Raw genomic sequence first — 26,532 nt, forward strand, 5'->3', positions numbered from 1 at the left:
GCATCGATGGTATTGAGTGATCTTGATGGATGGTATTAGGTGATCAGCTTAGATAGTATTAGGTGATCGCGATGCATGAGAATATGCAATCCACTTTAAACGTTGTTTAATTTCTTTGTTCATAGCGTCATAGTATATTGAAACGATCTCTTGAATCACACATCTAAATTATAAAAATGAGGCTCTATTATTGTGTAGAGCCTCGAATTGTTCTATAGGTACTCACCTAAAAAGACGACTTATTAATTCACTTAATTAAATAAAGCACTCAATGTAAATCTATTTACAATGGCTTTAACAAATATGACTTAAAACTACTTTTAATTAATTTGCTGAACAGATTAAGTTACGTTATTTACCAGTGCTTTTATTTTAAGGTCATGAAATCAAAGTTATATAAAATTTGATTGCCTAATTTCAGTTCTCCCCCCTTTAATCTCTAATGAAATATTAAGGCGCCGCTGTTAGTATTAAACAACATAATCAATAATTAAGTCTTAATATGATAAGTGGTTTTGATGGCAGCTAGTTATTCTCTTGATGATTTACGTTACTTTTGCACCATAGTAAAACTAGGTAGCTTTAAAAAAGCATCCATAAACCTTGGTATGTCACTATCAACCTTAAGCCGTAGAATACGTTTATTAGAGCAAGCCCTTCAATTAACGTTACTAAATCGAGATGCTCATCGGGTAACACTTACGCATACTGGCGAATTATATTACGACCGCTACCGCAAGTTATTTGACGAAGTAGAGTGTATTGAGCAAGCCCTTTGTGATGAAAAAGACCAACCTAAAGGGAAAATTAGGATCTGTGCCCCCATTTACATGGGTAAACATTTTTTAAGTCCTATTTTTTGTGATTTTTTACTGCAGTATCCCGATATTCAACTAGATTTACGCTTTTCAAATAATCTTATTGATATTGAAAAAGAAGGGATTGATATCGCGTTTAGAATAAGAAACCCAGCCATTGATAACTGGGTTATTAGAGAACTTAAGCTTACTCATAACCTGCTGTGTGCTCACCCAAACTATGCTCATCATCCCATCACTCATCCGGAGCAATTAGAAGAACACCCAAAAGTTACGTGCGTTGGGTTAGTTCCGTGGCAGTTAAAAAATCAGCAAACGAGTGAAGAATACAGTTTTAATCCAAACACGCATGTCCGGTTAGAAGTTGATGAAATTCAAATGATGAAACAAGCCGTTGAGTCTGGTGTAGGCATTAGCTACATTCCTGATTATATAGCATTGCCTCTTATTGAAGCCACAAAGCTTAAACGTATTCTTCCTGACTGGCAAAGTGAAGGGCAGCCATTTTCTATGCTTTATCGCGACAGAAAACAAGTATCTTATCGGGTACGACTATTAATAGAGCATACATTGCAACACTTCAACGAAAAGTAGCAATGTATGCTTTTAAAAGGAAAGCTTTAAACGTTTAAAAACTAAGCCTAAGTACAATTACACCTAAAAATGCTGTTGCTAATCCTATCACTTCTTGGCGGGTAAAAGACTCTTTTAGAATGATGCGTGAGTAGAGCAAAATAATTAAAATGTTCATCCCTGAAATTGCCGAAACGAGCCCTGTATTACCAATTGCAAAAGCCGATATTATTGCCACCATACCTGCCACGTTTGTTAATCCAATCAGTAACCCGCATGAAAATGTTTTACTCGCAGACCAATACCCTTGAGAAGTGCCTTGCTCTGCTAGCATTTTTTTACGCTTTACTAACCAACTAACAGCAAAAAGAAAACTACCAAAACCAAACATAGACGTTAGCGTTGCAAACGTATCGGCCTCAAGAAGTGTTGATTGCTTACCCATTAAATCATTAAATGCAAAGGCAAGTGCAGCGAGTAATCCCCATTGCGCACCTTGTAGGTTGTTCAACGAAATATCGCTTGAATAACGAATGATATAAAGGCCACCAAAAATAATGAAAAAGCCAATTAATTGAATTGTTGTTAAGGTCTCCTGCCACAATAAAAAAGCAAATAAAAGGACAAACAAAGGCGTCAATCCTGATAAAATACTAATTAAAGAGGCTTTACCAACCGAAAACCCCTTATGCAACAAACCATTAGCAGCAAAAGAGCCAAAACCTAACGCTAGCCCAACCGTAATCTCTGCCCAGCCATACCATGTATGTTCAAATACCACAGTACCTAGCGCACTAATAACAAATCCTACAAAAAATACACCGAATAATAATAAGTTACGGTTAATCTTTTTCTGCGACGTCCATTGATACAACACTCCTCGGGCACCAAAAAAAACGGTTGCGAGTAATGCAAAAATTATCCACATACAAAAATGATTCCTTTAAAAAGTAATGGGGTAACAGTGAGGAGCGATTTAACAACACGTGTTAAGTACGAATATCCATTATATTCGCTTTTAAAATTTTATAAATAAGTATTAATGATAAGATAAATTCCATAAATGGTATTTAAAAAATAGCAGATGAAGATATAACTGCTCAGCGTCACTCTATTTAATAAAATAGCTTTGAGCAGTTATTAGAGTGGATCCTAACTGACCTTTTTGAACGGATTACGGGTATCTTGGTGCGCGTCTAGATTACGCATTAAAATAGCGTGATCTAAGTTAATGCCCTCATCTAGCTGGATTTTTACAATGTGACCAGAACCTTTAGCATCGCTAATACTTTTGCCTCTTTTGTTTTCCATATATTCAAGCGTAAAAGTAAAGTTACCTTGTGGTGTCATAAGCTCTAAAGAGTGACCAGTACAAAATTTATTTTTAACGTCTATTTCAACTAATCCATTTTCGCAGCGCCCAAGTACTTCACCCACAAATTGCTGCTTAGTTGATACAGAGTGACCGTATTCATAGTTTTGATAATCTTGGTGGGCATGGCGTTTTAAAAAGCCTTCGGTATAACCACGATGCGCCAAGTTTTCTAATGTTTTAAATAAGCTAGTATCAAATGGTTTACCAGAAGCCGCATCATCTATTGCTTTACGATAAACTTGTGCGGTGCGCGCTACATAATAAAATGACTTAGTACGCCCTTCTATTTTTAAACTATGTACCCCCATTTTTGTTAACTGCTCTACGTATTGCACAGCGCGTAAATCTTTGGAATTCATAATATACGTGCCGTGTTCATCCTCAAACGCAGGCATATACTCACCAGGGCGACCTTGTTCCTCTAGAATAAATACATCGTTGCTTGGCGCGCCTTCACCCAGTGTAGGAATCACTTGTTTGGGGTCAATTTTATGTACCGTTTCGCCAGTTTCGTTCTCAACACCAGGTTTTACATCGTAATCCCAGCGACATGCATTAGTACACGTGCCTTGATTTGGATCGCGCTTATTTATGTAACCAGAGAGCAAACAACGCCCCGAATACGCCATACACAGTGCACCATGAACAAATACTTCAAGTTCGGTGTCTGGGCAGAGTGTGCGTATTTCGGTTATTTCTTCGAGCGACAGCTCTCTTGATAAAATAACCCGTTCGATCCCCTGCTTTGCCCAAAATTGTACACTCGCGTAATTTACCGCATTTGCCTGTACTGATAAGTGAATTGGCATCGCAGGCCATTTTTCACGAACAAGCATAATTAAACCAGGGTCCGACATAATCAGCGCATCGGGCTGCATCGCAATAACTGGCTCTATATCACGTAAATACGATTTAACTTTAGCGTTATGCGGCGCAATATTAGACACCACATAAAACTTTTTATTTTGCCCATGCGCCTCACTAATGCCTATTTGCAGGGTCTCTAGGTCAAACTCATTATTACGCACACGCAAACTATAACGAGGCTGCCCCGCATAAACCGCATCTGCGCCATAAGCAAACGCGTAGCGCATGTTTTTTAAACTGCCTGCGGGGCATAATAATTCAGGAATAAAAGGCATTGAAGAAATAACGGGTAACATGTGCGCTCCATACATCGAACTGGGTTTAAACCAGTTGCATGAGTTTTACCAATTTGATTGAAAAATTAAGCATTAATCCAGTGAAATTGGTGTTATTGAAAAATACATAAACACAAGCGCAGCAGTATAAATATGGCTAATAATTTAAATTTGATCGAGATCATAAAACAGCAATCAAACTGGTTTTTAATAAAATTAGGATTTTTCACTTAAAACGCGTATAATTCGCGCCCGTTAATATTCACACTTTTACTTAAAATTATTGGAGCATAAAGATGGCTTTAGAGCGTACTTTCTCAATCGTAAAACCTGATGCAGTTGCTAAAAACCACATTGGCGCTATCTACAACCGTTTCGAAACTGCTGGCCTTAAAATCGTTGCAGCTAAAATGGTTCACCTTTCACAAGAGAAAGCTGAAGGTTTCTACGCAGAACATAGCGAACGTCCTTTCTTTGGCGCTTTAGTATCTTTCATGACATCTGGTCCAGTAATGGTTACAGTTCTTGAAGGCGAAAACGCTGTTCTTAAAAACCGTGAAATCATGGGTGCTACTAACCCTGCTGAAGCATTAGCTGGCACTTTACGTGCAGACTACGCTGATAGCATCGACGAAAACGCTGTTCACGGTTCTGATGCTGTTGAATCTGCTGCTCGCGAAATCGCGTACTTCTTCGCTGACGAAGAGCTTTGTTCACGTACTCGTTAATTCGAATTCGTTAACAAAATGAAAAGGGCTTTCGGGCCCTTTTTTAGTCATTACGCAAAGTATCCATAAGTGCATTTTTTGATATTTTACTTAATGATTAAAGTGAGTGAATTGTGTACAATTCGTCCTCGTAAATTTTTATCTCCACCGTCACCGATTGAGGTTGTTTCATGACCGAGCAAAAAAAGATTAACTTATTAGATTTAAACCGAGATGCAATGCGCGAGCTATTTGCATCGTTCGGTGAAAAGCCGTTTCGTAGTGACCAGGTGATGAAATGGATTTATCATTTTGGCGTAGATAACTTCGACGAAATGACTAACGTAAATAAAAAGCTTAAAGAAAAGCTTAAAGCTGAGTGCGAAATTGTAGCGCCAGAAATAACAGTTCGCCAACAAGCAAGCGACGGCACTATTAAGTACGCGCTTATTCTTGAAGGCGGCCAAGAAGTAGAAGCCGTTTGGATCCCTGAAAAAGAGCGCGCTACGTTATGTGTATCATCACAAGTGGGTTGTGCGCTTGAATGTACTTTTTGTTCTACTGCTCAACAAGGCTTTAACCGTAACTTAAAAGTATCTGAAATTATTGGCCAAGTTTGGCGTGTAGCTAAAGATATAGGCCTTGATGGTCATAGCGAAAAGCGCCCAGTGACTAATGTTGTAATGATGGGTATGGGCGAGCCTTTACTTAATCTTAAAAACGTAGTGCCAGCAATGGAACTAATGATGGACGATTGGGGCTTTGGTTTATCTAAGCGCCGCGTAACATTAAGTACGTCAGGCGTTGTACCTGCTCTTGATTTACTAAAAGAAAAAATTGACGTAGCACTGGCTATATCTCTTCACGCACCCGATAACGCACTGCGTGATATTTTAGTGCCTGTTAATAAAAAGTACCCTATTGAAGAGTTTTTAGCGGCATGTCGTCGTTATATCGACGGTTCAAAAGCTAATAAAGACGTAACTGTTGAATACGTTATGCTTAATGGCATTAACGACAGCACTGACCAAGCGCATGCATTAGTACAAACGTTAAAAGGCACACCGTCTAAGGTAAACCTTATTCCGTTTAACCCGTTCCCGGGTAACGAGTACACACGCTCAAGTAATAGCCGTATCGACCGTTTTTCAAAAGTACTACAAGCTGCAGGTGTAACCTGTATTGTGCGCCGTACTCGCGGTGATGATATTGACGCAGCTTGCGGTCAATTAGTCGGTGACGTAGTTGACCGTACTAAACGCTTAGCTAAAAAGAAAATCCGTGACGATAACGCGATTGCCGTTAATATCCACCAAGCATAATCTGTAACAGCCTTATATGAATAAGCCATATAAGGCTGTTAAGTTGTTTATTTTTAAATAAATGATGCAAGAGTAAAGCTTTTAGGTAAGATAGGCGACATGGACTAAAAATAAAGAGATAAGGTAATGCGATCTATACTTGCTATAACACTATCAACACTTGCCCTAAGTGGCTGTGTGAGCGAAAGTAGTTATAACGGCAGTAATAAACCCGTCGTCGAAAATAAAGTTAATAATACTGGCGCAGCACGAACACGAATTGCTTTAGCCCTACAGTATTTAAAAACGGGTAATAATTCTCAAGCCAAATACAATTTAGAACGTGCAGCAGCATTTGCTCCTGACTTACCTGAAGTACATTACTCTCTTGCTTATTACTACCAACAAGTGGGCGAAAATCCGCTAGCAGATAAAGCCTACCAAAAAGCACTTGAAATCAAGCCAGACGATCCTAACACCCTCAATAACTACGGTGTGTTTTTATGTGGTATTGATGAATACGATCGTGCAACTGATCAATTTTTAAAAGCTATTGAAGTACCAAGTTATATTCGCGTTGCCGAAAGCTACGAAAATTTAGCCTTGTGTGCTATTGAATTTGATGATTTTGAAAATGCAGAAAGCTACTTTCAACAGGCACTTAATCACAGCTCTCAGCGAACATCTACATTAATTAGCTTAGCCGCACTGTATTACGCTAAAAGTGACTTGTACAAAGCCAGTGAACTTTTAAAACGCTATGAAAGTTCGGGCCGAGTATCTTCTCGCGCATTAATGCTTAGCTATCTTGTAAAAAACCGAATGGGCAGAATTGAAGAAGCTGAAAAAATTTCCAACACTATTTTGCAAACTTACTCTACCAGCAACGAAGCCTACGCGTTAAAAGAGAAAAGAACACGTTTTAATGAGTTTGAAATACTGCGAGAAAAATACCGTAAAGCGCAGTTAAAAGAACTAAAAAATGACGCAAGCGGTGCGCACGTTAGTTCAAAACCAAAAATAAAAGTTATAAGAAAGAAGCGTTCCTCAGAGGACGGTTCAACAAGCTTGGTAACAAACAACGAGCAAAAAACAGATAAAAAGCTCGCAACAGCAAATAACCAAGATGTAAATCCAGTTATAGCAAGAGAAGAGCAAGCTCAAGCATTGCCAAATACGCTCAGTACGCAAGCCGACGAGGCAACCGTAATAGCAAAACAAGTAACGACCCAAAAAGAAGAAGCTCCTAAAGTCGTCGCGCCAAGCAATCCTACCGATACATCGGCTGTTATGTTTGCACTTACTACTGAGCACGACTCTGCAGATTCTATAGTAGCAGCGCCTGAAAAAGCACAGCCCGTTTTAGAACCTAAAAAAGAAGTTATAGCGACAAAACAACCGGCTAAAGCCGATGACGAGGTAACAATAATCTCGTTTGGCGCACCTAAAACAGGCCAGTTTAATTCGCAGCAAACTAGTAACTACAGTAATTCTGCACCTGCAGTTACAAATCAAAAAAACAGTAGCGACGTGGTATTCTACGAAGCGACTAAAAACACAACCGTTTTTGAAAACAGCAACTATCAAAATAATGCTGATATTGAATTTAAAAGCTACGAAGCAGTGCAAAAAACTGAGCTTCCAATGCTTAATCCTAAAGTATCGCCTTTACGCGTGCCATTTCATGTAATTGCTGTTGGCGAAAACCTATTTAGCATTTCGGTGCGATACAATGTTAAACTACAAAAACTCCTGCAATGGAATGGTTTAAAAGAGTCGGATCGGGTAATGAATGGAAGTAAAATATACCTAAACGATCCTAATATTTATTACGAAATTAAAGCTGGTGATTCCCTTTACGATATAGCTACCCAGCGGCATGTATTAATTGATGAATTAATGCGATGGAATAAATTAAGTCCTGATATAGCATTAAAACCAGGGCACAGACTTTTACTAGTGGATCCAGACTCATACACATTATGAATGAAGAAAATACGCAAACACAGAGCGAACAGCCAACTGTAGGCCAAATACTAAAAAATCATAGAGAGCAAGCAAACGTTAGTATCGCAACTATCGCTGCACCGTTAAAGCTGTCTGAACTTCAAATTAAACGCCTTGAAAATGATGAATTTGCGTTACTAGGCCCTATCACTTTTGTTAAAGGTTATATAAAAAATTATTGCCGTGAATTAAAAGTCGATAGCGCACCTATATTAGCAATGATGCCGGCCCCACCAGAGCCGACCAAGCCCGCTAATATGCAAAGCTTTTCGCGCCGAACAGAAAAAGAAGCAAGCGACAGCCGTTTAATGTTTTTTAGTTATTTAATTTTAGCGATTGTTATTGGCTCATCTGCTTTATGGTTTTGGCAAAACGCCACCCCCATTGAAGAGCAAACCAGTAAAATAAACGTTGCCAACTCAATAATGAGTGAACGACAAGCAGCTCAACCCAGTATTTTACAGCAACAGCGACAAGCCGAAATTAACGACGAATCACTATTAGAATCAAAAGATACGCTTGAAACATCAACAAGCTCAGAAGCCGTTACAGAAACGGCTCCTATTACATCTAACAACGAAAGCCAAGAAGATGCTAGCAGTACAATTGTTATGAACTTTAACGGCGAAAGTTGGGTTGAAATTTACGATGGCGAAGGCGAAAAAATAGCATTCGGCGTTAAAAAAGCAGGCTACATTATGACCGTAAGCGGAACGCCTCCTTTTTCAGTTGTGCTTGGTAAGCATGACGCTGTAGACATTACTTTAAACGGCGAACCTGTAGATGTTTCTGCATTTCCTAAAAACCGTTTAGCCAAATTTACATTACCACTAGCAGAGTAGTCGCTATGTTTTCAGAATCCCCAATTAAACGCAGAAAATCCACCCGTATCAATGTAGGTAACGTCCCTATTGGTGACGGCGCCCCTATTGCTGTGCAATCAATGACCAACACCGACACCATGGATGTTGATGCAACCGTTGCACAAATTCAGGCAATACAAGATGCAGGTGCTGACATAGTGCGTGTATCAGTACCAACTATGGACGCAGCTGAAGCGTTTAAAAGTATAAAAGAGCAGGTGACTATTCCGCTAGTAGCCGATATTCACTTTGATTACCGTATAGCCTTAAAAGTGGCAAAATACGGCGTAGATTGTTTGCGCATAAACCCAGGTAATATAGGTAGTGAAGAGCGTATCAGAGCTGTGGTCGATTCTGCTCGCGAGCATAACATTCCTATTCGTATTGGTGTAAATGGCGGCTCACTTGAGCGCGACTTACAAGAAAAATACGGCGAGCCTACACCTGAAGCCTTATTAGAATCAGCAATGCGCCATGTAGATATATTACGCCGCCTTGATTTTGACCAATTTAAAATATCGGTAAAAGCATCAGACGTATTTTTAGCGGTAGGCGCCTATCGCTTGCTCGCTAAAGAAATAGACCAACCACTGCATTTAGGTATTACCGAAGCGGGCGGCATGCGCTCAGGCTCGGTTAAATCAGCCGTAGGTTTAGGTATGCTACTTGCCGAAGGTATTGGCGATACACTGCGAGTGTCGCTTGCAGCTGACCCTGTTCAAGAAATTAAAGTAGGTTTTGATATTTTAAAATCGCTGCGCATACGTTCGCGCGGTATTAACTTTATTGCCTGCCCAAGCTGTTCTCGTCAAGAGTTTGATGTAGTAAGCACCATGAACCAGCTAGAAGAGCGCCTTGAAGATATTATTGAGCCTGTATCGGTTTCGGTAATTGGTTGTGTTGTAAACGGCCCAGGTGAAGCACTTGTTAGTGATATTGGCCTTGCCGGTGCAAACCGTCGCTCAGGTTTATACATTAATGGCGAACGCCAAAAAGCGCGTATTGACAACAACAACATTGTTGACCAGCTCGAAGGCTACGTGCGCGACTTTATTGCTCAAAAAGAGCAGCAAACACCTATCGATATTAAAATAGTCGAATAAATACCGTATAAAGCGCCAAACCACGCTGTTTGGCGTTTACCTTTATGACCAAAACGCTATAATAACAGGTCAATTTTTAGCATTCTTGTTGTGTAAGCATTTTTTATTACACATAAACAGCATTTAGGATTTATCAGTGGCAAAACAAATTCAGGCAGTTCGCGGTATGAACGATTGTCTGCCGGGCGATACACAAGTTTGGCAGAAAGTAGAAAGCATTTTACGCGAGACAGTAGCATCGTTCGGTTATCAAGAAATTCGTTTTCCTATTGTAGAATCAACCGACTTATTTAAACGCTCTATTGGTGAAGTTACCGATATAGTAGAAAAAGAAATGTACACCTTTGCCGATCGCAATGGCGACTTATTAACACTTCGCCCAGAAGGCACCGCAGTATGCGTACGTGCTGGCAACCAAAATGGCTTACTATATAACCAAGAACAACGCCTTTGGTACATGGGTCCAATGTTTCGTCACGAGCGTCCGCAAAAAGGTCGTTACCGTCAGTTTCACCAATTTGGTTTAGAAACATTTGGTATTGCCACAGCCGACATAGACGCAGAAGTTATTTTATTAACAGCGCAATTATGGGAAGCCTTTGGTATTACTGACCACGTTCGTTTAGAGCTAAATTCTTTAGGCTCTAACGAAGCGCGTGCAGATTACCGTGATGCGTTAGTAGCCTACCTTGAGCAACACATTGATGTGCTTGATGAAGACTCAAAACGACGTATGTATTCAAACCCACTACGCGTACTTGATAGCAAAAACCCAGACGTACAAGCAATTTTAACTGATGCGCCTAAACTATCTGAAAACTTAGACGCTGAATCAAAAGAACATTTTGAAAATTTATGTGAACGTTTAGACGCTGCTGGCGTCTCATATACGGTTAATGAAAAGTTAGTACGTGGTTTAGACTACTACAACCGTACCGTATTTGAATGGGTAACCGACAGCTTAGGCGCACAAGGCACAGTATGTGCTGGTGGTCGTTACGACGGCTTAGTTGAACAGCTTGGCGGTAAAGCAACGCCAGCAGTTGGTTTTGCAATGGGTCTAGAGCGCTTAGTGTTATTACTACAAGCGCTTGAGTGTGTAGGTGACATTCGTCGTAATGCTGATGTATATTTAGCAGCAATGGGCGACAAAGCAAGCATTCAAGCTCCTGCAATTGCAGCGCAACTACGTAAAGACGTACCGGGTTTACGCGTTATGGTGCATGCGGGCGGCGGCAACTTTAAAAAACAATTAAAACGTGCTGATAAAAGCGATGCACTTGTTGCAGTGATTATTGGTGAAGATGAATTAGAAAAAGGCGTTGTGACCATCAAGTATTTACGCGAGCGTAAAGAACAAGTCACATTAGAATTAGAACAAGCTAAAGCGCTATTAGCTGAGCTTATTAACGGCTAAGCGAACATTAGAGGTAAGAATGGATATTTATTCAACAGAAGAACAACAAGCAGAAGCCATTAAACGCTTTTTCCGTGAAAACGGCATTTCACTTACACTAGGCATACTTGTTGGCCTTGGTGGCTTATATGGCTGGAAAGCATATAACCAAAACCAAATTACTACAGCTGAAAAAGCATCAGATTCATATACAGCGCTTGTTGAAAGTGATGATGTATTATCTTCAGCTGATGCGTTTATTAGCGAAAATAAAGATACAAACTACGCAACACTTGCTGCATTTGTTGCTGCAAAAGACGCTGTAGAAGCAAAAAAATTAGATGTAGCAAGCGAAAAGCTAAGCTGGATAGTGTCTAATACTGAAAATACAGAATTAAAAGCAATTGCGATTACACGTTTAGCGCGAATTCAAATTGCACAAACTAACTATGACGATGCATTAACTACATTAAATGCACCATTACCTGAAGCATTCAATGCAAACGTTGCCGAGCTTAAAGGCGACATTTACACACAGCAAGGTAACAAAGATCAAGCACGTACTGCATACCAAGCAGCAATAGATGCGGGTGGATTAACAAGTAACCCACTATTACAAATTAAGTTAGATGACCTAGCAGTAACTAGCCCAGCGGCATAAGGTTTTAGGCATGAAAAAATTTACAACAGCAGCCCTTGCCCTATGTATGGCAACACTGATGGGTTGTTCATCAAGTGATGATGAAGATGAACTAGTACTTCCTGAAATTGTAAACCAATTTGAAACTGACGTTGTTTGGCAAGAATCTGTAGGTGATGGCGTAGAGCATTACTTTTCTCGTTTAACACCAGCTGTTTACAAAGATACTGTATATGTTGCTAGCCGCGAAGGCCAAGTAGAAGCGCTTTCGCTTACTAACGGCGATACCAAGTGGGAAACCGATGTACGCCAAGATTTATCGTTTTGGCCATGGGCTGACAACGGTAATGCAAAATTATCAGGTGGTATTTTGCAAGCCTATGGTAAAATTTATATAGGTTCTGAACACGGCTTTATTATTGCCCTAGATCGCGAAACCGGTGAAGAAGTTTGGCGTAAGAATGTACCAGGCGAATCACTGTCTAAACCGACAGCAGGCGATGGCTTAATATTTGTAAATTTAGGCTCTGGTAAATTGTTAGCCCTTCACCCAGATACGGGCGAAGAGCGTTGGAGTTTTGAACAAGAAGTTCCACCACTAACATTACGCGGACAAAGCTCGCCAACTGTTGCTAACGGTGGTGTATTAGTAGGCCTTGAAACAGGCAAGCTAAGCGTTTTAATTTCAGACAGTGGTTACTCAGCATGGAACGCAGAAATTGCGGTTGCTAAAGGCGCATCAGAATTTGAACGCCTAGTTGACGTAGACACTCAACCACTTATTAGCGGTCCATACGCTTACGCTATAGCTTACAACGGCAACTTAGCTGCTGTAGATATTCGCTCTGGCAACGTAGTGTGGAAACGTGAGTACAGCAGCTACCGCGAAATTGCGATGGATGCACAAACAATTTATTTAGTAGATAGCGATGGTGTTATTTACGCATTAGATAAAAATTCAGGTATTGAACGTTGGAGCCAACCCGCTCTACGTGGTTGGTACCTAACAGGCCCTGCAGTTGCAGGTAGCCACTTAGCTTTAGGCGACCAAGAAGGTAACCTACATTGGCTAAATAAAGAAACTGGCGAGCTAGTATCTCGAGAAGACTTTGACAGCTCAGGCTTTTTTGTTGAGCCAGTTGTTGCCGACGATAAGCTAATTTTATACACCCGTGATGGTGAAGTTAGTATGGTAAAAATACCAAACTAAGTTACTAATAGTCATATGGTTTTTTTAAGGCTTCGCACTGCGAAGCCTTTTGTTGTTTTTTAAAGAGGTAGTTTATGCTTCCCGTGATCGCTCTAGTTGGGCGACCCAATGTGGGCAAGTCCACATTATTTAACCGTTTAACACGTACTCGTGATGCACTCGTAGCCGATTTTCCAGGTTTAACACGAGATAGAAAATATGGCCAAGCTAGTTACGATGGCTATGAATTTATCGTGGTAGACACGGGCGGTATTGATGGCTCAGAAGAAGGCATCGAAATCGAAATGGCAGATCAATCTCTGCTAGCCATTGAAGAAGCCGACATTGTTCTGTTTTTAGTAGATGCTCGTGTAGGTATGACCGTAGCTGACCAAGCCATTGCTAATCACTTGCGTAAACAAGAGAAAAAGTGCTTTGTTGTTGCCAATAAAACCGACGGCATTGATGCAGATTCAAACTGTGCTGAATTTTACCAATTATCATTAGGTGAAATACATCATATTGCAGCTGCACATGGCCGTGGTATTACCCTATTACTTGAACAGACACTTCAGCCGCTTATTGCTGAACTAGCTGCTCAAGATGAAGAAGTAACAGGTGATGACGAAGAACTAATCGACCTTTACGAAGAAGGCGAAGGTGATGATACCGATCATCAAGCGTTTGCAGACAAACCTGTAAAGCTTGCTATTATTGGTCGCCCTAACGTTGGTAAGTCAACACTTACAAACCGTATATTGGGTGAAGATCGTGTAATTGTATATGATATGCCAGGTACAACGCGCGATTCTATTTATATTCCAATGACGCGTAACGACAAAGAGTATGTCTTAATTGACACAGCCGGTGTTCGTAAGCGTAAAAAAGTAAGTGACGTAGTTGAAAAGTTCTCAGTAATTAAAACACTACAAGCAATCGAAGATTGTAACGTGGTTTTACTTGTTGTGGATGCGCGCGATGGTATTTCTGATCAAGACTTAAGCTTATTAGGTTTTGCGCTTAACTCAGGTCGTTCGCTGGTTATTGCCGTTAATAAATGGGATGGCCTTGACGACTACGTTAAAGATCGTATTAAAACAGAGCTTGATCGCCGTTTAGGCTTTATTGACTTTGCACGCTTACACTTTATATCTGCACTTCACGGTACAGGTGTTGGTCATTTATTTGAATCGGTTGATGAAGCGTACGAGTCAGCAACTAAGCGTATTAGCACCGCAATGCTTCGCCGTATTATGGACATGGCTCAAGCCGATCACCAGCCGCCACTTGTTCGTGGTCGTCGTGTTAAGCTTAAATATGCGCATGCCGGTGGTTATAACCCGCCACGTATTGTAATTCATGGTAACCAAGTTCACGATTTACCAGATAGCTACAAACGCTACCTGATGAACTACTACCGTAAAGCACTGAAAATTATGGGCACCCCAATCAAAATTGAATTTAGAGAAGGTGATAACCCATTTGCAGGGCGTACTAATAAAGTAACGCTTTCGCAAAAACGTAAAATACGTGCATTTGCTAAAGAAAACCGTAATAAATAAACTGCATAAGCGTTAATTTATTACAAAAAAACGGCGTACTTTTTAGTACGCCGTTTTTTATTACTGAAAATTAAGTAATGCTAATTGCACCAGCCGTTCAACTGTCGTGTCTTGAACATTTTTAGGCGCTTTGGGGTAATACTTTGATTTTGGCGGCTTAATAGTTATAAACCCATGATTGGTTGCCATTTCGTGGGCTAACAGCTTTCGCTCTCGGGGGGTTAAATGGTTTTCGTGTATTTTTGCCAGCTCGCCGCTATCAAGCCATATGCCTGCACAACCTGGGCATTCGTCTATTTCAACCACTTTGAGTGGCGAAAAATACCGGCGCATCATCACAATACTTGGGCATTTAGGGCAATTTACTCGCGATGAGACTTCGCCCTCACCTTCGGTATAATTACTCAAATACTTAAGTAAAACCTGACCATGCTTTAACTGTGGCGAGCTAAACTTAAAAATTTGGCTGTTATCAAAAAATACGCCGCCTTGCGCTGACGTAAAAACAGTAATCCCGCCAACAAGTAAAGGTTCAAGTGGCGTATTACTACGAGGACAATACATTTAAAATTCCTTTTTATTTATTTTCTTTTACTCAAGTGCTTTATGAATAAGCCCAACAAGCGGGCCGGGCAATGTAATATTACCTGCAAGTACAAACTCATGCGCTTCATCTGACATTTTTTGCCATGTACGGCGAATAATACCAATCCATTTTTCTTCATTGTAATCTGGTTTTGCATTGGCAAATCCAAGCATATAATGCTCAATAAATACAAGGCTTGCTACATCTTCTACTAATTGGCTGTCTGGGTTACGTTTAATATTTTTTTTAGCGACCGCATCGTACACTCGGTTTTGCTCAGCTTCACCGTAACCAGCTTGCTTCATGAGCGCAACCACGCTGCTAGCATGAAATATATAAAGTGCACTGCGCCACTGATGATAGCCCTGTTTGTTCATTTCAAAATCACTACGTGGCGACTTCCAACGCTGAATATGCTGTGCACGCACTGCAATTTGCATGAGTTCATCGGCATCTGGTTTAAAACGAGTTAACATTTCGCTCATGCGCAAGGCGTATAAACTTTCTTTAGGAAAGCTTTGTCCATTGTGCTGCTCAGTATTAGGGTCTTGGTTGTTTGCTTCATCAATTAAGGTAATTACTTTATTAAACATGACGATCATTTTTTATAATAAGTTTTAATCATTCTAAACGCTGATAAAACAATAAACTAGTACGCCAATCAGTTACGCAGTGAAATTTGTTCAATCAAAAAGTAAAACCAAGAGTTACAAGTTATAAAAGTAAGCGCATTGATTAAGTTAACTTGGTACTATATTGAGCACAAATTAAAATAAAAAAGCGCGATAAATAATAACTAACTCGCCAATAACGGATGACTATGTTTAAAAAAAGTATTCTAGCTATATGCTTAGCGGTTGCATCGCTACCAAGCTTAGCCGACACTAACACTGATTTAAAAACCATTATTGATAACCATTGGCAAAACGCCAAAGCTGAAAAAATATTTTTTCGTACCGACCCAGACGGCTGGAAGCCAAACGGTACATTGCCAAATTGGAGCGAGCAAGCCATTGCAAAGCGCCAAGCTTATAACAACAGCGTGCTAAAAAGCTTAGCCAGCATTGATCCAAAAACGCTCAACAACGAGCAGCTAATGAACTACCGCTTATTTAAATATGAGCGAGAAACCGAGCAGCAAAGCTACCTTTATCAAGATAAGTATTTTCCGGTTAATTTTTTAAGTGGCTGGCATACTTATTTTGCCGAAGCACCGGCTAACATGGCATTTTTAACACCCGACGATTACAACGCATTTTTAATCAGCCTTGCCGACTACCCTCGATTTAATCAGCAAAATATTGATTTAATGAAAGAAGGTATAAAAACAGGCTTTACTCATTACTGCAAAACCTTTGAAAATTACAGCCAAAGCATTAGCGCGCATATTGTTAAGCAACCTGAAAACAGTGCCCTTTACGAGCCCTTTACACGTATACCAAACACGTTTACAGCAGAGCAAAAAGCCACATACCAAAATAAAGCAAAGGCCTTAATCAGCTCAAAAGTAGTCCCTGCTTATCAGCACTTTTACGACTTTTTTGAAAACGATTACATGCCTAACTGTAGAGCACAGCCGGGTATTGCAAGCGTTAAAGGCGGGCTTGAGTATTACAAATACACAGTTAATTACTACACCACAACCAATGCCACACCAAAGAAAATTCATGAGCTTGGCTTAAAAGAAGTCGCGCGTATTAAAGCGCAGATGCAAAGCATTATTGATAAAGTAGGTTTTGATGGCACTTATGCTGAGTTTTTAGAATTTTTAGCGACCGATGAGCAATTTTACGCAACAGACGCGCAAGACCTGCTAGAAAAAACCGCTTTTATAACGCAAAAAATGTATGGCAAATTACCAACCTACTTTAATCATTTACCGCGAAATACCTTTACTATTAAAGGCTCAGCGAGTCGCGGCGCGTTTTATATGCCACCTGCTGATAACCGCTCCCCTGGCACTTATTTTTTAGCCTCAACACCTAAACTACAGCCTTTATATAATTTAGAAGCACTTAGCTTACATGAGGCAATACCAGGGCATCATTTACAAAACGCTATTGCTATGGAGTTAAATGTACCCGAATTTAGACGCACACTTAGCCACTCTGCATTTGGCGAAGGTTGGGCACTATACACAGAGCGCTTAGGTAAAGAAGCCGGCTTTTATCAAAGCCCGTACAGCGACTTTGGTCGTTTAGGCTACGAAATGTGGCGTGCAGTAAGACTTGTTGTTGATACCGGTATTCATGCCTTTGGTTGGAGCCGCCAAAAAGCTATTGACTACTTGGCAGATCACACTGCTTTGCCACAAAGTGCGGTGGAGGATCAAATAGATCGTTATATATCATGGCCAGGCCAAGCGCTTTCGTACAAAATGGGCGAGATAAAAATACGCGAACTGCGTGCAAAAGCGGAAAAAGAACTAGGTGCTAAGTTCGATATTCGCAGCTTTCACGACACCGTAATCGGTCAAGGCTCGCTGCCTATGGAAGTATTAGAAGACGTAATAGACGATTGGATAGCAAAACAAAAATCGGCTATTTAACATTCAAGGAGGCGGTATTATTTGCCGCCTCTTTTTAAAACCCTCTTAAACACCTCAAAACTAATCCCTACCCGCTTTTGCTTCGTAAAGTTAATGATTACAAAAACCTGAGTAAACCTATGAGCAAACGCATTTTATATTGGCTACAAAACGATTTACGAATAGATGACAACCCTATTTTAAGCGAACTTGCTACTGAGCAATGCGCGCTCGATATTGTATTTGTTATAAACCCGCACTGGTTTAAAAATAATAACTATCAACAAAAGCCGTATGGCGTGCATAAACAGCAGTTTTTAATGCAAAGCTTGTATGAACTCCAACAAGCACTTATTGAGCGCGGGCAAACACTGCATGTACTTGAAGGCGAACCTGTATCGCTTTTGAAAGCGCGTATTAATGAGCAAAATATTGATGAAGTTGTATACAGCGAGCAATTTGGCCTGTACGAGCAACGCCAAATAAACTTACTCAAAGCACATTGCCCTAATACTAAATTTACAGGAGCGCAGCAAGACACGCTCTTTAAACAAAGTGACCTACCGTTTGATTTAAGCGAATTACCTAAACACTTTACCCCGTTTCGTAAAAAGGTAGAGGCCGCCACTAGCCCCATTTCACTTTCAACATTACCAAACGGTTTGCTCCCTCAGCCAATAACCTTGTGCGCTAAAAAACCTTTAGAGCGTATAGCAAATAATGGCGTAATGCATGGCGGGTTTAAAAGTGCGCAAACACATTTAAAGCAATACTTTTCAGGTTTACTACCAAGTACTTATAAAATAACTCGAAACGAGCTTGATGGCTTTAATAACACCACAAAATTTAGTATCTGGCTTGCTTTAGGTTGTGTAAGTGCGCGGCAAGTTTATAAAGCAGTTGAGGCGTACGAACATAGTCAAATAACAAACGAGTCTACTTACTGGATTAAATTTGAATTGCTATGGCGAGAGTATTTTAAATGGCATGCACTTAAGGCAGGTAAAAGCCTGTTTAGCTTTAAAGGCCAAAAGCAAACAAAACCCCTTACTACATTTATGCCAAACCGCTTTGCTACGTGGTGTAATGGCGCAACACCCTACCCATTAGTCAATGCCATTATGAATGAGCTTAACGCTACGGGTTATATATCAAATAGAGCAAGGCAAATTGCAGCCAGCTGCTTAGTGAACGAGCTTGGCCTTGATTGGCGCTATGGCGCAGCATATTTTGAACAACAATTGATTGATTACGATGTAGCCGCTAATTGGGGTAATTGGCAATATATAGCAGGTGTAGGCGTAGATCCGCGTGGTGGTAGGCACTTTAATATTGAAAAACAAACGTTACAGTTTGACCCGCACACTGTTTACACTAATAAATGGCAAGGTAATAAAAATGCAAGTACACAACTCGATAACTTAAATGAAGTTGATTGGCCAATTTAAGCCGCCAATCAACCTTTACCAAGTAACGTTTAAAACAGCTCAGCAATGCCTATATTAATAGCGTAACCACCCAAGGTTAAAAACAAAAATAAACAGCCTGCTAATAAAAGCGGCTTTATACCTGCTTGGCGAATAGCGCCAACATGTGTGCGCAAACCTAAAGCCACCATCGCGATGGTAAGTAATATATTATCAAACCATACAATGGCGTTTGAAGCCCCCTGAGGTATAACCGATAACGAATGTACACCACTTGCCACAATAAATAACACCGCAAACCAAGGGATTGTAATACCCGCTTTTTGCTCGCCGCCAGGCGCGTTTATATTTGCATGCTTTTTACTTTGCCAAAACGATAAGCCCACTAAAAATGGTGCAAGCATCATCACCCTTAGCATTTTTTCTATAACGGCGGTATCTGCAGCATTGGCGCTTACAGCTGTGCCCGCTGCAACCACTTGCGCTACTTCATGAATAGTTGAGCCTACAAAAATACCGTAAGCGTGTTCACTCAGCCCCATGTAATCAAACATGATTGGGTAGGCAAACATGCTTAACGTGCCAAACACCACCACCGTTGCTACAGCTACCGATACTTTATGCGCCTGCGCTTTTATTACAGGCTCAGTTGCCATAACCGCAGCGGCACCACAAATAGAACTACCCGCGCCAATTAATATGGTTGTTTGTTCATCAAGCTTAAATACGCGCTTACCTAGCTGCACTGCCAAAATAAATGTGCCTAACAGCATTACAACATCGATTAATAAGCCTTCCCAGCCTACACCCGCTACTTGCGCAAAGGTAATTCTAAACCCAAACAACACAACCCCCGCTTTAAGCAATATACTTTTAGCGTAATCAACACCTATATCGGTTTGCGTAGCAATACGCGAAAACACACTGTTACCCACAATAATGCCAAGCACTATACCAATAGTTAAAGAGCTAAATTGCGCACTTTGCATTATGGGTAACTTACTTAATGCAACAGATGCTCCCGCCAAAACAACCACCAGCAGCATACCTAACCACCAGCGCGTATCGCCGTATTGCTTAGTATTAATACCCAAATTTTTAATAGCGCTAAGCATAATATTCTCTCAATTGAACAACTTTAAACTGTTGACTTCATTTTAAGAAAGCGCAAAATATAACTCCAATACATTAAAATCATGATTCGATAACTTAAGGTTATGTGATTTGAGAGGCACAATGAACTTGCACGCACTACGGGTGTTTTATACGGTAGCAAAGCTTGGTAGTTTTTCAGGCGCAGCCGAGGCGCTTTTTATAAGCCAACCGGCTGTATCTAAAGCGCTAAAAGAGCTTGAGCACCAATTAAATATTCAACTTATAGAGCGTGCATCTAAAGGCAAAAAACTTACCTTAAGCGAGGGCGGCCAAGCCTTGTATGATCATGCACGTAGCATTTTTGCCATTGAAAAAGCCGCCATTGAAGATATTAAATCACGCACAGGGCTTAAGCGTGGCACGCTCGTTATAGGCACTAGTACAACCATTGCCAGCTATTGGCTACCGCCCTATTTAGCTAAATTTTGCGCGCAGTACCCAGATATAAAAGTAGAAGTACAAGTTGCCAATACCGCGCAAATTGAGCTTGCCTTACTAGAATGCACTATCGATTTAGCACTGGTTGAAGGCACACCTACCGAGCCGCATATAATAAGCAAACACTGGCAAAACGATTTAATGAGTGTTGTTATACCCAGTAACTTTAAGCCCGCTAAAAACTTAAAAGCATGGTTAAACAAACAGTTTTGGCTACTGCGCGAGCCGGGCTCGGGTACTTTAGAAATGTCGGTAAAGTTATTAGCCCAACATGGCGTAATAGCAGAGCGCAGTATGCAATTGGGCAGCAACGAAGCCATAGCAAGGGCTGTTGCTCAAGGTATGGGAGTCGCTTTATTGCCAAATGTAGTCACTGAGGATTTAGTGCAGCTAGGTAAATTAACACGCCTGAGCCAAAAAAATAACGAGCAACTTTCTCGGCCACTTTATCAACTGCATTATAAAGACAGACCGTCTTCACACGCTGCGCAAGCGTTCGAAAAAAGCTTGTTTAGTGAATAATGTTTGATCTGAGCTGTAAGTCGAGTAAGAAAACGGTTGTGTAACATTAATCGCTTATTGTGGTGTTACCTTAATTTATTATATATAAGCCAACTAGTTGAACCCATTGAAAGTACTAATAAATGAAGAACCAATGTTTCACGATTAAATTCACTAAATAGACTGAGTAAAAAAACTGGAAGTATGCTTAAGATTAAAACTACCGGTAATTTAAATAAATTTAACTTTTGGAGTAATAAGCTAATAGGTAATCCGTAAATGAACATTAATGGATAAAAATAAAATAAACTTCCCACCCCTATTGATACACCAAAACCAACACCTGAAATTAATGAACTCACAGAAGTATAGTTTTCGATACCCGCATAAAAATAACAAAAACCAAGGACTGGTAATGCAATTAAAGGACTAAGAATCGCAGCAATCAAATTTTTACGTAGATCCTTAGACATATTAAGACATACCACAACGAGCTTGTAGATTAATTCGTTTTTTATTTGTTTTAATTGATATACAAACCATAGCTGAATTCCTATTTTGGCTCAGCCAAAGGGGTAGGGGTAAATTTTGGCCTTACACATTAAAGTACCAGGAGACTAGTTATATGAGTCCAGCAGCTACCTCATAAACCTATTAGTTAAATCGGTAAACCAAATACGAGCAAGCTGAACTTACAAACCCTGAGTTAAGTCTTGCGCTAACGTACCCGTTGGCTTTTCAATTACGCGTACCAACTCTTTGCCATTTTGTTTAACAATAAACGTTGGTGTGTATTGTAAGTCGTGAGCCTGTGCAATGCCTGCATCGTCTTGCTTGTTGTAACCTACGGCCACATAGTCAATGCTTGCAAGTTGTACTTTCGATGCATCAATTAACTTAATGAGTTTTGGCACTTCGCGCTCACTGTCGTGGCACCACGTTCCAAATAATACAATAAGCTCTTTGCCTTCTAGCTTTTGCATTAGGGCTATATCTTGTGCTGTTGGTGTATACGCTTTGTATTGCTCGTTAAACTTGTCGTAGTCGCTTAGCAGTGCTTGCGTACTTATCTCGCCCGAAAATGGCGCTGTAGCATAGCTTACAAGCGGCATGCTTAAAGCGCACAGTAAAATTAATTGTTTAAACATAAGGTTGCTCTTAATTTAGGTATTAATTTAGGTATTAAACGACTATACCCAATATTGAGTGTGGAGTGAACAACTCAAAACCGTTACTTTTTATCCATAAAAAAGTTAACTTGCGATAAGTTAGTTAAATATTCTCGCCTTACGTCTTTATTCTCAGCTAGCTTGTCTAAATCACCAATTAGGGTAACTAGTTTATTATGAGAATGGCTGCTTGTTTTTTTAAACTCGTCTTGCTTTTCGTCACTCTCAACACGCTCTTTTTTATTCATGTTGTAGCTGTTTTCGTTTTCTTCAAGCCAAATATCGTCAATTAAGCGAATGTTGCTTTTACTAACGGTTTGTTCTTGCATCGCCATTTGCAGCTCGTATTGATTGGTTTGCGGATTAAACTCAAACATTTTTGTATCAACATCAACCTCGTGAGACTGATCGAGCCCCACAAGTTCTTTATTTTTAACGGCGGTGTTTACGTTATAACTCTCTTCTTTGTTGTAGTAATCAGGGCGACTGTATTGATAATCAAAGTGGCTGCTTACATTTTTACTTTGCGTTACACCGCTAAGATCCCCTAATTGGCTTTGTTCAGTTACTTGGCTTAGCTCAATAGTACTTTTAGGCTGATAGTCGCCGTTATCCAGCGCATATGAAAAAGTGGCATCAAAATCAGCGAGCTTAGAAATACTCGCACCCAATGTATTTGGGGCTTTATTACCAAGTCCTTGGTAACGGGCATCGTTTGTAATCATGTTATCAACTAAATCGGCAACCATGGTGCGCCCGTCATTAAAGTGCTGTTCTGCAAGTGACTCCAAATTGCTATAACGCTCAGCCGCCGACGACATACTCGCAAAAGCGCCTTTAAACAATGCAAAGCCTTGCTGCATTGCCTCGTCGCCTTTGCGGCCAAATGCCGATTTTTTATCGTCCTCACTACTATTAACCCGACTATCTTCTAGGCTTTGATCTAGCGACGCTAAATACTGCTGCATTTGCTGCGTGTCTTTAGCGCCAATGGTTGACATATCGAGTGCAAAATCAATGTCGTTTTTCCCACCTACTGCTTTAAACACAAGTGCTTGCTGATTTGATGCTTCATCAATGGAATAACTTAAATCAAGCGTATTCTGGGCAGTATCAAGCGCATCATTTTGCGTTGTTGAAAACGACACATTAAAACCGGCTAACTGCTCACTATTAAAGCCCGCTAAAAAATCTAAGCTCATGTCTGTTTGGTTTGGCACTATAAGAGGGTTGAATGAATTTTCACTCACTTTAAAAAATTCATCGGCCATTTCGCCAACACCCGCCATAACCTGCGTTAAAGCGCCATGTTCAGCCTCAGATAAATTACCATTAACTTCGTAACTTATGCCAAAGCCATCTATCGCTTCACCTGTTTTTTCGTCATAACCTTGCGATGAGTTAAAGGTAATGTTTATAACATCACCCTCTTTAGTTTTTACCGAGAGCTCAAACAGGTAGTTATCGTCATCCTCGTATTTTGTGCGATTAAGGCTTTCCATGTATGGATTAAGTGAACGCTCAACACGTTGCTGGCTTGAGGCTAAAAACGTTTTTTGCTCATGCCCAAGCTGACCTAAACTCGATAAAATATCGCTGGTATTAGCATAAGCACCCTGAATATTTTTAACCGACGTATTTAATCGCTCAATTAATTGGGTGCTATTTTCGTTTTTTAATAACCCCTCATGCTGAGAGCTTATTACGGTGCGCAGGGCGAGTTCTTCATCGGAGAGTTTATAGTTAAGCGTGCTCGGCGTGCTTGAAATTGTAAATAACGAGGTAAGTTGCTGCTTTAAAACGTCCTCTACTTTTTGATTACTGGCTAGTGCTTCGTCAATAGTTTCGTTATTTAGCTGGCTTAATAATTCATCGGATATTTTGGGGGCGTTAGTTTGTAAATCATTAATAGCTTGAAGGTCGCTACCGGTTAGTAGTGAAGGACTCACAGAGGTTTGGTTAGCGTTATTAACTGATTGGGCAAGTAAAGTGCTTAAATTAGCGTGGCTGCCAAGTGCATTATTAACCATGATTATCCTTAATCGCTAAACCCTATTAAGTAATTTATCGGGCACTTAGTTAAAAGCTTTAGCCTAAAGGCGCATTTTTTACCTATTATTTATACAAATAATTTATTAATAAGTTAAACAAACATAAATATATATCTGGTAAAAATAAATCGGATAAGCGTAGGTCGGATAAGCGCAGCGCCATCCGACACTCAATTAATCTACCCACCTTACTCTTAAGGGCTATTTTGTTTGCTTATTACCTTCACCTGTTTCTTTTATTCTTTGTACTAAAAAGTCGACCGCCGCTTTTACTTTTGGTACTAAATAACGCTGCTTTTGATACAACAAATAAACCGCCATAGTCGCATTTTGACTTATCGCTAATTCATGCTCAAACTTAAGCTCTTGCAACTGGCCAGATTCAAGGTATGAGTCGAGCGCCCATCGAGTTGACATTAAAATGCCCTCGCCATTACATGCTTTTTTAGCTAGCCACGATCCGTTATTTGAAATAGCGACCGCAGGCCCAGAAACGTCGTGCCATTGATCATCTACTTTACATAACCAAGGCGTTGGCCCCGCTGGCGTTTTAAAATAAAGGCCACTGTGGCCCTTTAATTCCATAACATTAGTGGGCATACCGTATTTTTGTAAATAGCAGGGTGACGCAACAGGAATAAAGCCGTTATCCATTAGTTTTATTGCTAGCACGCGTTCATTTGGCGCATAGCCACCGCGAATAGCAATATCAACGTCGTCACGCCCGAGTGTCGACAGCTCATCACTTAAGCTAACATCTAATATAATTTCGGGGTATAGCGCGCTAAATTCATCTAGCAGTGGCAGTAATATTTTGTCACCAAAACTTACCATTGAGCTTATACATAATCGCCCCATTGGTGTTGTTTGATAACTGCGTACAGTTTCGTGGCTTTGCTCTAGCTGATTTAATATTTGCTGAACATCGTTATAGTAAATTTGCCCAACTTCGGTCAATTTAACTATGCGGGTCGAGCGCTTTAAAAGCGTCGCACCTAGGCTTTTTTCTAAATCAGCAACTCGCCGTGACAACGACGAAGGCGGCACATCAAAAGCTTTTGCGGCTTTGGTAAAACTGCCCGTTTCAACCACTTTGATAAAATACCGTATGGCTTTTAGTTGATCCAAGTTGCCTCTCCATTAAATAAAATGCTTTATTGTCTTAAAGACAAAAGTGATTCGCATTTTCCCCTATATATAAGCAAATTAAAACAAGTAATAATAATCTTAACTTATCTACACGCTTTAATTTATTTAACGCCAATAGTTAAAGCTTAAAACCAAAGGCTACATTATGATTACTTTGCACGGCTTCGCAGCTAGTAACTATTACAACTTGGTTAAGCATGTACTTTTACACAAAGAGCTGCCATTTAATGAGCACCTTATATACAACAACGACGAGCAGTTTTTAGCTATAAACCCTATGGGAAAAGTACCGGCTATTACCACCGCTGATGGGCTAAATATTGCAGAATCGAGCGTTATTTGCGACTACCTTGAAGAAACCTACCCAAGCAACATGCTATACCCTGAAGATTCAGCCGAGCGTGCTTTTGTTCGCCAAATTATGAAAATAAGTGAGCTTTACTTTGAATTGCCAAGCAGACGCTTAATTCCGTATGTATTTACAGGCTCCCCCGCACCTGAACACGTAAAAGACGACATTCGCAAGCTATTAACGCGCGGTGTAAACGCCCTTTGTGAATTAACGCATTTTTCGCCGTGGATAGCAGGCGAACAATTTAGCATGGCAGATATTTACGTTTACTACGTAAATACAGTGGTTAACGCATTCACGCCAAAAGAGCTTAATTGGGATGTACTGGCCGAAATCCCAGGTATGAAAGAATGGCAAGTAAAAATGAGTCAATCGACTATTGCACAGCAAATAGAGGCAGATCGCCAAGCAAATATGCCTGAGTTTATGCAAAAGGTAACAGCACAAATACAGGCAGCTCAAAGCAAATAATTACGCTATACGCTACCCATTCTCAATTTA

At 40.3% G+C, this 26,532-nt stretch carries 23 protein-coding genes; 14 read left to right on the top strand and 9 right to left on the bottom strand.

Features of this window, described 5'->3' with window-relative positions; translation table 11 throughout:
* Positions 1 to 518: 518 nt before the first annotated feature.
* Positions 519 to 1,412, top strand: a complete 894-nt coding sequence (locus GQR47_RS17655; protein ID WP_024594756.1) for a LysR family transcriptional regulator — start codon at positions 519 to 521, stop codon at positions 1,410 to 1,412.
* 34 nt (positions 1,413 to 1,446) lie between these two features.
* Here GQR47_RS17655 and GQR47_RS17660 read toward each other — a convergent pair whose 3' ends face one another.
* Positions 1,447 to 2,319, bottom strand: a complete 873-nt coding sequence (locus GQR47_RS17660; RefSeq protein ID WP_024594757.1) for an EamA family transporter — start codon at positions 2,317 to 2,319, stop codon at positions 1,447 to 1,449.
* A gap of 224 nt (positions 2,320 to 2,543) precedes the next feature.
* Positions 2,544 to 3,929 (bottom strand): tRNA 5-hydroxyuridine modification protein YegQ, encoded by a 1,386-nt coding sequence (gene yegQ, locus GQR47_RS17665; RefSeq protein ID WP_024594758.1) that lies wholly within the window; start codon positions 3,927 to 3,929, stop codon positions 2,544 to 2,546.
* 275 nt (positions 3,930 to 4,204) lie between these two features.
* Here yegQ and ndk point away from each other — a divergent pair, with 275 nt between their 5' ends.
* The 9 genes from ndk (at position 4,205) to der (ending at position 14,676) form a co-directional block, all read left to right on the top strand.
* A complete protein-coding gene (ndk, locus tag GQR47_RS17670) occupies positions 4,205 to 4,636 on the top strand; it encodes a nucleoside-diphosphate kinase (protein WP_002961288.1) in 432 nt (143 codons plus the stop codon).
* A gap of 170 nt (positions 4,637 to 4,806) precedes the next feature.
* Complete coding sequence (locus GQR47_RS17675) at positions 4,807 to 5,937, top strand: bifunctional tRNA (adenosine(37)-C2)-methyltransferase TrmG/ribosomal RNA large subunit methyltransferase RlmN (protein WP_002961289.1); 1,131 nt, start codon at positions 4,807 to 4,809, stop codon at positions 5,935 to 5,937.
* 126 nt (positions 5,938 to 6,063) lie between these two features.
* Complete coding sequence (pilW, locus tag GQR47_RS17680) at positions 6,064 to 7,902, top strand: type IV pilus biogenesis/stability protein PilW (RefSeq protein WP_165724221.1); 1,839 nt, start codon at positions 6,064 to 6,066, stop codon at positions 7,900 to 7,902.
* On the top strand, positions 7,899 to 8,765 hold the full coding sequence (locus tag GQR47_RS17685; RefSeq protein WP_024594898.1) for a RodZ domain-containing protein: 867 nt from the start codon (positions 7,899 to 7,901) through the stop codon (positions 8,763 to 8,765). The genes pilW and GQR47_RS17685 overlap by 4 nt, the downstream gene beginning before the upstream one ends.
* A gap of 5 nt (positions 8,766 to 8,770) precedes the next feature.
* Entirely contained in the window at positions 8,771 to 9,889 is a 1,119-nt protein-coding gene (gene ispG / locus GQR47_RS17690) for a flavodoxin-dependent (E)-4-hydroxy-3-methylbut-2-enyl-diphosphate synthase (RefSeq protein ID WP_002961295.1), read from the top strand.
* 136 nt (positions 9,890 to 10,025) lie between these two features.
* Positions 10,026 to 11,306: a histidine--tRNA ligase gene (hisS, locus tag GQR47_RS17695; RefSeq protein ID WP_008168943.1), complete on the top strand. Its 1,281-nt coding sequence runs from the start codon at positions 10,026 to 10,028 to the stop codon at positions 11,304 to 11,306.
* Between the two features lie 19 nt (positions 11,307 to 11,325).
* Positions 11,326 to 11,946 (top strand): tetratricopeptide repeat protein, encoded by a 621-nt coding sequence (locus GQR47_RS17700; protein ID WP_024594674.1) that lies wholly within the window; start codon positions 11,326 to 11,328, stop codon positions 11,944 to 11,946.
* Between the two features lie 10 nt (positions 11,947 to 11,956).
* Positions 11,957 to 13,135, top strand: coding sequence for an outer membrane protein assembly factor BamB (gene bamB, locus GQR47_RS17705; protein WP_024594675.1), 1,179 nt, complete (start codon positions 11,957 to 11,959; stop codon positions 13,133 to 13,135).
* 74 nt (positions 13,136 to 13,209) lie between these two features.
* Positions 13,210 to 14,676 carry a ribosome biogenesis GTPase Der gene (gene der / locus GQR47_RS17710; protein ID WP_024597862.1) on the top strand — a complete coding sequence of 489 codons (1,467 nt, stop codon included), beginning with the start codon at positions 13,210 to 13,212 and terminating at the stop codon, positions 14,674 to 14,676.
* A 60-nt stretch (positions 14,677 to 14,736) separates the two neighbouring features.
* Here the strand turns inward: der and GQR47_RS17715 are convergent, their stop codons facing one another.
* Both GQR47_RS17715 and GQR47_RS17720 read right to left on the bottom strand, forming a co-directional pair.
* Entirely contained in the window at positions 14,737 to 15,240 is a 504-nt protein-coding gene (locus GQR47_RS17715; protein WP_024595260.1) for a zf-TFIIB domain-containing protein, read from the bottom strand.
* A gap of 27 nt (positions 15,241 to 15,267) precedes the next feature.
* Positions 15,268 to 15,855, bottom strand: a complete 588-nt coding sequence (locus GQR47_RS17720) for a DUF4202 domain-containing protein (protein ID WP_024595261.1) — start codon at positions 15,853 to 15,855, stop codon at positions 15,268 to 15,270.
* Between the two features lie 227 nt (positions 15,856 to 16,082).
* On the opposite strand from GQR47_RS17720, the gene GQR47_RS17725 reads away from it, so the two are divergent.
* Positions 16,083 to 17,810 carry a DUF885 domain-containing protein gene (locus GQR47_RS17725; protein ID WP_024603382.1) on the top strand — a complete coding sequence of 576 codons (1,728 nt, stop codon included), beginning with the start codon at positions 16,083 to 16,085 and terminating at the stop codon, positions 17,808 to 17,810.
* A gap of 119 nt (positions 17,811 to 17,929) precedes the next feature.
* A complete protein-coding gene (locus GQR47_RS17730) occupies positions 17,930 to 19,237 on the top strand; it encodes a DASH family cryptochrome (protein WP_024594687.1) in 1,308 nt (435 codons plus the stop codon).
* Positions 19,238 to 19,266: 29 nt separating this feature from the next.
* Here the strand turns inward: GQR47_RS17730 and GQR47_RS17735 are convergent, their stop codons facing one another.
* On the bottom strand, positions 19,267 to 20,331 hold the full coding sequence (locus tag GQR47_RS17735) for a YeiH family protein (RefSeq protein WP_165724222.1): 1,065 nt from the start codon (positions 20,329 to 20,331) through the stop codon (positions 19,267 to 19,269).
* 121 nt (positions 20,332 to 20,452) lie between these two features.
* On the opposite strand from GQR47_RS17735, the gene GQR47_RS17740 reads away from it, so the two are divergent.
* The gene (locus GQR47_RS17740; protein ID WP_165724224.1) at positions 20,453 to 21,331 is read left to right on the top strand and encodes a LysR family transcriptional regulator; all 879 of its coding nucleotides are present in this window, start codon (positions 20,453 to 20,455) and stop codon (positions 21,329 to 21,331) included.
* 65 nt (positions 21,332 to 21,396) lie between these two features.
* Here GQR47_RS17740 and GQR47_RS17745 read toward each other — a convergent pair whose 3' ends face one another.
* The 4 genes from GQR47_RS17745 to GQR47_RS17760 form a co-directional block, all read right to left on the bottom strand.
* Positions 21,397 to 21,783 (bottom strand): hypothetical protein, encoded by a 387-nt coding sequence (locus tag GQR47_RS17745; protein ID WP_139015396.1) that lies wholly within the window; start codon positions 21,781 to 21,783, stop codon positions 21,397 to 21,399.
* A 219-nt stretch (positions 21,784 to 22,002) separates the two neighbouring features.
* Complete coding sequence (locus GQR47_RS17750; protein ID WP_024596116.1) at positions 22,003 to 22,458, bottom strand: thioredoxin family protein; 456 nt, start codon at positions 22,456 to 22,458, stop codon at positions 22,003 to 22,005.
* Between the two features lie 83 nt (positions 22,459 to 22,541).
* A complete protein-coding gene (locus GQR47_RS17755; protein WP_024596117.1) occupies positions 22,542 to 24,509 on the bottom strand; it encodes a hypothetical protein in 1,968 nt (655 codons plus the stop codon).
* A 222-nt stretch (positions 24,510 to 24,731) separates the two neighbouring features.
* The gene (locus tag GQR47_RS17760) at positions 24,732 to 25,658 is read right to left on the bottom strand and encodes a LysR family transcriptional regulator (protein ID WP_024596118.1); all 927 of its coding nucleotides are present in this window, start codon (positions 25,656 to 25,658) and stop codon (positions 24,732 to 24,734) included.
* A 166-nt stretch (positions 25,659 to 25,824) separates the two neighbouring features.
* Between GQR47_RS17760 and GQR47_RS17765 the strand changes: the two genes are divergently transcribed.
* The gene (locus GQR47_RS17765; protein WP_024596119.1) at positions 25,825 to 26,502 is read left to right on the top strand and encodes a glutathione S-transferase family protein; all 678 of its coding nucleotides are present in this window, start codon (positions 25,825 to 25,827) and stop codon (positions 26,500 to 26,502) included.
* Positions 26,503 to 26,532 lie beyond the last annotated feature (30 nt).

This window comes from Pseudoalteromonas sp. Z1A2 (genome assembly GCF_011378755.1).
Classification (GTDB): domain Bacteria; phylum Pseudomonadota; class Gammaproteobacteria; order Enterobacterales; family Alteromonadaceae; genus Pseudoalteromonas; species Pseudoalteromonas distincta.